Below are 6,316 nucleotides of genomic sequence, written 5' to 3' on the forward strand. Positions count from 1 at the left end.
CCGCCGACGTGAACCAGCTTTCCTTCACGGATTTAAAGCCGTTCGTCTCGGTGTCGGGAGCCTTCATCCGAGACAGGCTCTGGTACTACGCCACGGCCGAATTCATCCAGGAGGAGACGCCGGTCAACGCGTTGACCAACGTCTACGTTTACCGCATTCGGGGCCAGCGGGGTTTCATGAAGACGACCTGGCAGGCGAATACCGCGAACCAGCTGGCGCTCTCGGTCCTCTGGGATCGGACGAAGCTCGAAAACCAGGGAATCACAAGCATGGACGACGCCAATTCCGGCTACACGGATGTGCGGGGCGGCCCGACGATCACCTTGCGCGAATCGGCCGTCTTTTCCCCCATGGTCCTGCTGGAATCGTCGCTCTCCTGGTTCGACAACTCCTCGGGAAACATGCCCACCCTCGATCCCGACACCAACGGTAACGGCGTCCTGTTCGTGGACGACCGGCCCGACCTCGGCGGAGACGGCGACGGGATCTGGGAGGCGCGCGAGAGGGACCCGGGCGAGGATTGGGACGTCGACGGCTTCTACGACGTCTTTGAGGACGCCAACCGGAATGGAATCGCCGATTTCGGGGAAGACCTCGACCATGACGGCAGGGTCAACACACGGATCGGCTGCGAGGGAGCGGCGCGCGAGGATTTCAATTGCAACGGCCGCCTCGATACGGAAGTGGATCTGAACCGCAATGGTCTGCTCGATCCGGCCGAAGACATCGGCCTTGCCTGCGATATCCCCGGCCTCTGTCCCGATGGCGTGGAGCCGGGGACCCGCGACAACCACCGGATGGATGGAGAGGATCGCAACGGCAACGGCCGTCTCGATACTCTCGACGACTCGGGAATCACTCCTTTCCCTTACTGGCAGGATGCCAATGGTGACGGCGTGCCTGAACCGGGAGAGTTCAAGGCTCCGGTTGCACCGGACCGCGACCTTTCTCAGGACGCCGACGGGCGGACCTTCGGCCCGTATCCTTATGACTACACCGATCACCGGACGCGCGGCACCTGGCGCGAGGATCTTTCCTGGTTCCTGCCGGATCTCGGAGGAACGCACGATCTGAAGCTCGGCGCCGTCTACGAGCGGGAAGGATACGACAGCGACACCAACCAGCGCCCGGTTCTCTTCTATCCCAACCTGGGCGGTCCAAAGCTGGGCCCGCCGACGCCCCGCGTTCCTCCGCAGGTTTACGCTTATCTGGCGGTCCCGGCTCGAATGAACAACACGGCCTCCGGCGACAACCTGGGACTGTACCTGCAGGACACCTACAAGCCGGTCCCCAACCTGACGCTTGGAATCGGCCTGCGGTTCGATCTCGAATCGGTGTCTTCCTCCGGGTACGAGTTCTTCGATCCGGCCTCCGAGAGATCCCGCTTCGACCGGCTGATGGAGGTGACCGGCATTGATTCGAATCTCCTAGACGACGTGGTGAATCGCGGATTGTGCCTCGATCCGATCCACCAGTGCACCGGCTCGGAAGACCCTGCCCTCGCCCAGGTCTCCAGCCGGCTGAGGGCCCTGGCCTTCGGCGGGATGACCCGTCACAACCTGGACCTGGGAATCCAGTCGTCGCTGCAGACCTACTTTGCCGGCTCACCCGCCAATCTCGGCACCCGGGTCAGGAAGCCGGAGGATTTCACCATCGACAATCGCAATCTTTCTCCCCGGTTGAGCCTGAGCTGGGACCCGTGGGCCGACGGCAAGACCAAGACCTTTGCCTCCTGGGGGCGTTATTACGGCAAGCTGTTCCTGGCCTCGGTCGTCCTCGAGCAGGGGCCCGACACCTCGGCCCGCTCCTACTTTTTCGACGCCGACGGGGTAGACCTCCTGACCGGCCTCCCGAACAACCGGCTCGGAGCGCTGGTGAGCCAGTCTCCCCTGTCGGCTTCCCAGGTGGACCGCTCGCTGGCGACGCCCTATACCGACGAGTGGACCCTGGGAATCCAGCGGGAGCTGGCGCCCGAGCTGGCGCTGGGGGTCCGGTACATCCACCGCGATTTCGAGAAGCAGCTGCAGGACATCGATGCCAACCACGCGGTGCGCCGGGGCGCCGATGGCCGCCTCCTCGATGAAATCGGTGACGCCAAGTGCGAAAAGCTGGGATGCAGCAATGTGAGCGACGACCTTCCCGACCTCTACATCCAGAACTTCTTCTTCAACCGGGTGTTCCGGCTGGGGAACTACAACGAGCAGACTTATCGGGCCGTCGAGCTGGAGCTGGTGCGCCGGTTGCACCGGAAATGGCAGATGGAGGCGAGCTACACCTATTCGATCGCCCAAGGCGACGCGGAGAGCTTCCTGTCTTCCATCGGAGACGATGCCAGCCTGCGGGAATTCGAGCCCGGCTACCTGAGCTACGATCAGCGGCACGTGTTCAAGCTCAACGCCATGGCCTATCTGCCGGGGAACTGGCGCCTGGGAGGGACGGCCATCTGGCAATCAGGGCTTCCCTTCTCCGCCGTCGATTACGGGAATTCCGTCGATGACGTCGGCTATAACCAGACGCGCATCACCTACACCTCGGTGAGCCCGCAGGGCTTCGGCTTCCGGCAGGAGACACGCAACGAGCACCGCAACCCGGCGTCTTATCTGTTCAACACGAGAGTGCAGAAGGACTTCGTGGCGGGGAAGAGCAATGTCTCGGCCTTCTTCGAGATATACAACCTGCTGAACGCGGACAATCTGCGCATCAGCGAGCTGCGCGTCCTGCACGGAAGATATTCTCCCAATTTTCTACCGGGCGAACCGGAGCACCAGGAGCCGCACAAGGAGCTGGTGATCGGGGAGCGGGACTTCGGCCGGCGCTTCCAGCTCGGATTCCAGATCAAGTTCTGATTCGCCCGCCGCACCTTTCCGGCACCTCAGCCGTCGACCTCACTTCGCCGCCACCTGCCCGTCGCCGCGACCGAGCGCGACCAACCCATATTGCGGGATGAACAGGACCATCTCGTCGCCCGGACGCCCGTCGAGATCGGCGAGAGCGACACTTGTTACGCCCATGGGGGCCGGAATCGAAAGGCTGAGAATCGTCTTCCCGTCTCCATCGTAGGCGGACACTCCGCCGCGGCTCGACATCAGGACATCCTTTCGGCCGTCGCCATCCAGATCGTGATCGATATCGACGCCCCGCGGGTAGCGGGGGGCGAAGACTCGCAGCGGCTCTCCACGCGCGTCGACGATCTGCCCCTGAAAGAGCAATCCACCGAACGAGGGCAGCACCGGACTCCCCGCTCTGCCGAGCTCGTCGATCGGGAAAAGCCCGCGGTCCGATTGCGCCCAGATCCCCCCGCGCCCATCGACCATCACGCGGCTCAGCGGCTGCCCCGATCGATAGACCCATTCCCTCTGGCCCACCGATCGCAGCGCGGTCACGCTGTCTTCCGAGCGCACCACGATTTCCTGAAAGCCGTCGCCATCGAGGTCCGCGACTCCTCCGACCTCGAACTCGTCCAGGGCGCCGGGATTTTCAACGCCGTAGTGGGTCCAATAGGCCTGCCCGCGCGAGTCGACGACGGTCAGGCTGGAATAACTGAGGTCCATGACGAGCCATTCCTTTTCACCGTCCCCATCCAGGTCCGCTCCTCTGAGTCCCAAGCCCCCTTCTTCGAGCGTCCCCTCCCCCAGCAGCGACCCGTCGGCCGCGTAGCGGCGCAGACGACGCGAGCTATCCAAGACTCCGATCTCCAGCGGACCGCGGGACGTGGCGGGAGCCACGGCGACGGAAACGACGCGGGTGACGTCCGGAGCCCGCCACAGCTCTCGCCATCCTTTCGGACGGGTCTCCAGAGCCCAGAGCACCGGCCCGACAGTCGTCCCCGACAGGAGATCCGGCAGGCGGCGGTTCAGCGCCTCTTGGAATCTGGAGTAGAACTCGTCGGGAACGCCGGCCAGGAGTCCCCTCCGATCGATCACATAGAGCGAGCTGGCGGTTCTAACGTCGTATCCCGGCACCCCATCGTTTCCAGCCAGGGCGACGCGGCATCTCAGATGGTACTTGTCGAGGAAGCGGGGGATGTTCGGCTGGGTTTCCGGTCCATCGATGCTCGCTGCGAGAAGCGTGACGCCCTGGTCTTTGTATCGGCTCTCGATATCCTGCAGGACCTGCAGGTCGCCTGGGCAGGACCCTCACCAGGTCGCCCAGAACATGACCAGGACGACGCGTCCCCGGAAATCGGAGAGCGCCACCGGTCTGCCCTGGAGATCCTTCAGACGGAAATCGGCGGCCGGCTTCGGCTCGGCCCGAACCGCGTCACGGGGTGGCGGCGGGAACTCGATTTCCCGGCGCAGAGCCTCCGTCTCCCGGCCAATCTCCGGGTAGTTGCCGCCCTCGAAATCGCGCACCCGATCGAGCCGCGCGATGGCTTCCTCCCTCCGGCCCGAGCGAGCCAGTGCAGCGGCGAACGTGAGATTGAAGCGATCCGACGGCATCGTCCCCCTGGGAATCGATCCGGCGACCCGCCCGCGGGCGTCGATCAGCGGCAACCCCACGTACCCGACGCGGGCGTTCGCCGCCTCCAGCGCCTGCAGAGCCCGGAGGGCGCCCGGATAGTCTTTCTTCGCCAACAGAAGCCGAGCTTCGCTCAACGAGAGAGATGCGTCGCGAAGCCCCCACTTCCGGAGCTTCTGGGCGCGCCGTTTCGGGTCTCCGAGATCGATCTCCTGGCGCTCCCGGGTGAGCTGCTCCCGGGCCTTCCGGGCGACAACCTCGGACATCTCCGTCGGAAAGCCATCCTTGAGGTAGTACAGCTCGAGGAGGGATTCGGGAGGATAGTATTCAGAAGGGGAAGTCCGGTCGACGATCGGACGCAGCACGGCGTCGAGCTGGACGAAATCGGGATTGGCCTTGTCGATGGCTGCCTTCACGAATTCCCCGCGGACCAGGTCGGCCTCCGGATAGTCCGGGTATTTGTCGAGGAAGGCTTTGCAGCGCTCGATGCGCGTGTCCCCGCGCGACGCCTTCATGGCCGCCTCGGCTTCGTCCTGAACATCGCGCCACTCGTGCATCCCCCATTTCAATGGAGGCGTCGAACGTCTCTCGACACTCCCATCGGTTCGGGAGGCCGATGGCCGCGAGTCGACGCTGCAGGAAACACCGGAAGCGACGACCAGAGCGAGCATGAGCGGCGGTAAGCAGAGCGAAGCGCGCATGAAACCTCCCATCGGAAGACTCGGAAGCGGCGTCGAAGCTTAACTTCCGGCATCTTGTCTTCAGTCGACGGCTATTACTTTGCCGCGACCTGTCCGCCGCCCCTCCCGAGCGCAACCAACCCATATTGCGGGATGAAGAGGACCATCTCGTCTCCCGGCTGCCCGTCCAGATTTGCCAGGGCGACGCGCGGAATGCTCTGGTTCTCGGCGATCCACAGGCTGAGGATGGTCCGTCCACTGCTGTCGTAGGCCGAGATCCCGCCGCCCTGGCTCACGATGACAATGTCCTGGCGGCCGTCGCCGTCCAGGTCGTGATCCGCATCGACGAAAGGAACGTACCGGCTGCCGAAGATCTTCAGGGGCTTTCCATTGCTTCCCTGCACCTCCCCCTTGAGCAGCATCGAGCCCATGGCCGGCGCCGCCACGGGACCGGCATGGCCGAGCGCGTCGATGGGGAAGAGTCCGCGAGCCGATTGCTCCCAGATTGCGCCGCGTGCGTCGACCGTCGCATAGATCAAGCTCTCCTTGGATCGGTGCTCCCATTGGGGCTGGTTCACGTTCCGCAGGGCCGTCACCGTATTCCCGGAGCGCACCACGATCTCCTTGAACCGGTCGCCGTCGAGATCGGTCACACCGGCGAGATCGAAGGCCGTTTCATCGCTGCCGCGGCCGTAATAGCTCCAATAAGGCCGGCCCTCCGAGTCGATGACCGTCATCTCCGATCGTCCTGCCCGCACGAGCCACTCGTTGGTTCCGTCGCCGTCGAGATCGGCCGCTTGCAGCCCCCACCACGATTCTCCTCCATCATCCAGGGAGGACTCGCCCAGGCGGGCTCCCTCATGTGAGAAACGCAGCAGATGGTGATCGCCGTCCAGCACGCCGATCTCCAGCGGACCGCGCGAGGTCGCCGGGGCCACAGCCATGGAAGCCACGCCGGCGATGTCGCGGTCGCGCCAGATTTCTCCCCAGCCCTGCGGCAGGCGCTCGGCCGACCACAGCACGGGCCCCGGAGTGGGACGGCCTGCCAGCAGATCGGGCAGCCTGCGCTCGAGCTCCTCTCCGAACTTGAAGTAGAACTCGCTGGGCACGCCGGCGAGATAGCCTTTGCGATCGATCAGAAACAGGGAGCTGGCCGCCTCGAAGGCATAGCCGGGGAC

The 6,316-nt window shown here is 64.4% G+C and carries 4 protein-coding genes; 1 reads left to right on the top strand and 3 read right to left on the bottom strand.

The annotated features are described in order from the left end of the window. Positions 1-2,846, top strand: a 2,846-nt coding sequence (locus VFW45_00025; GenBank protein HEU5179149.1) for a TonB-dependent receptor, incomplete at its 5' end; no start/stop codon positions are given. A gap of 39 nt (positions 2,847-2,885) precedes the next feature. Here the strand turns inward: VFW45_00025 and VFW45_00030 are convergent. The 3 genes from VFW45_00030 to VFW45_00040 all read right to left on the bottom strand — a co-directional run. Continuing rightward, the gene (locus VFW45_00030) at positions 2,886-3,962 is read right to left on the bottom strand and encodes a VCBS repeat-containing protein (GenBank protein ID HEU5179150.1); all 1,077 of its coding nucleotides are present in this window, start codon (positions 3,960-3,962) and stop codon (positions 2,886-2,888) included. A 174-nt stretch (positions 3,963-4,136) separates the two neighbouring features. Beyond that, on the bottom strand, positions 4,137-4,973 hold the full coding sequence (locus VFW45_00035) for a TlpA disulfide reductase family protein (GenBank protein HEU5179151.1): 837 nt from the start codon (positions 4,971-4,973) through the stop codon (positions 4,137-4,139). A gap of 260 nt (positions 4,974-5,233) precedes the next feature. Next, positions 5,234-6,316 (bottom strand): hypothetical protein (locus tag VFW45_00040; GenBank protein HEU5179152.1); only part of this gene is annotated, 1,083 nt, incomplete at its 5' end.

The organism is Candidatus Polarisedimenticolia bacterium (genome assembly GCA_035764505.1).
GTDB lineage: Bacteria > Acidobacteriota > Polarisedimenticolia > Gp22-AA2 > AA152 > AA152.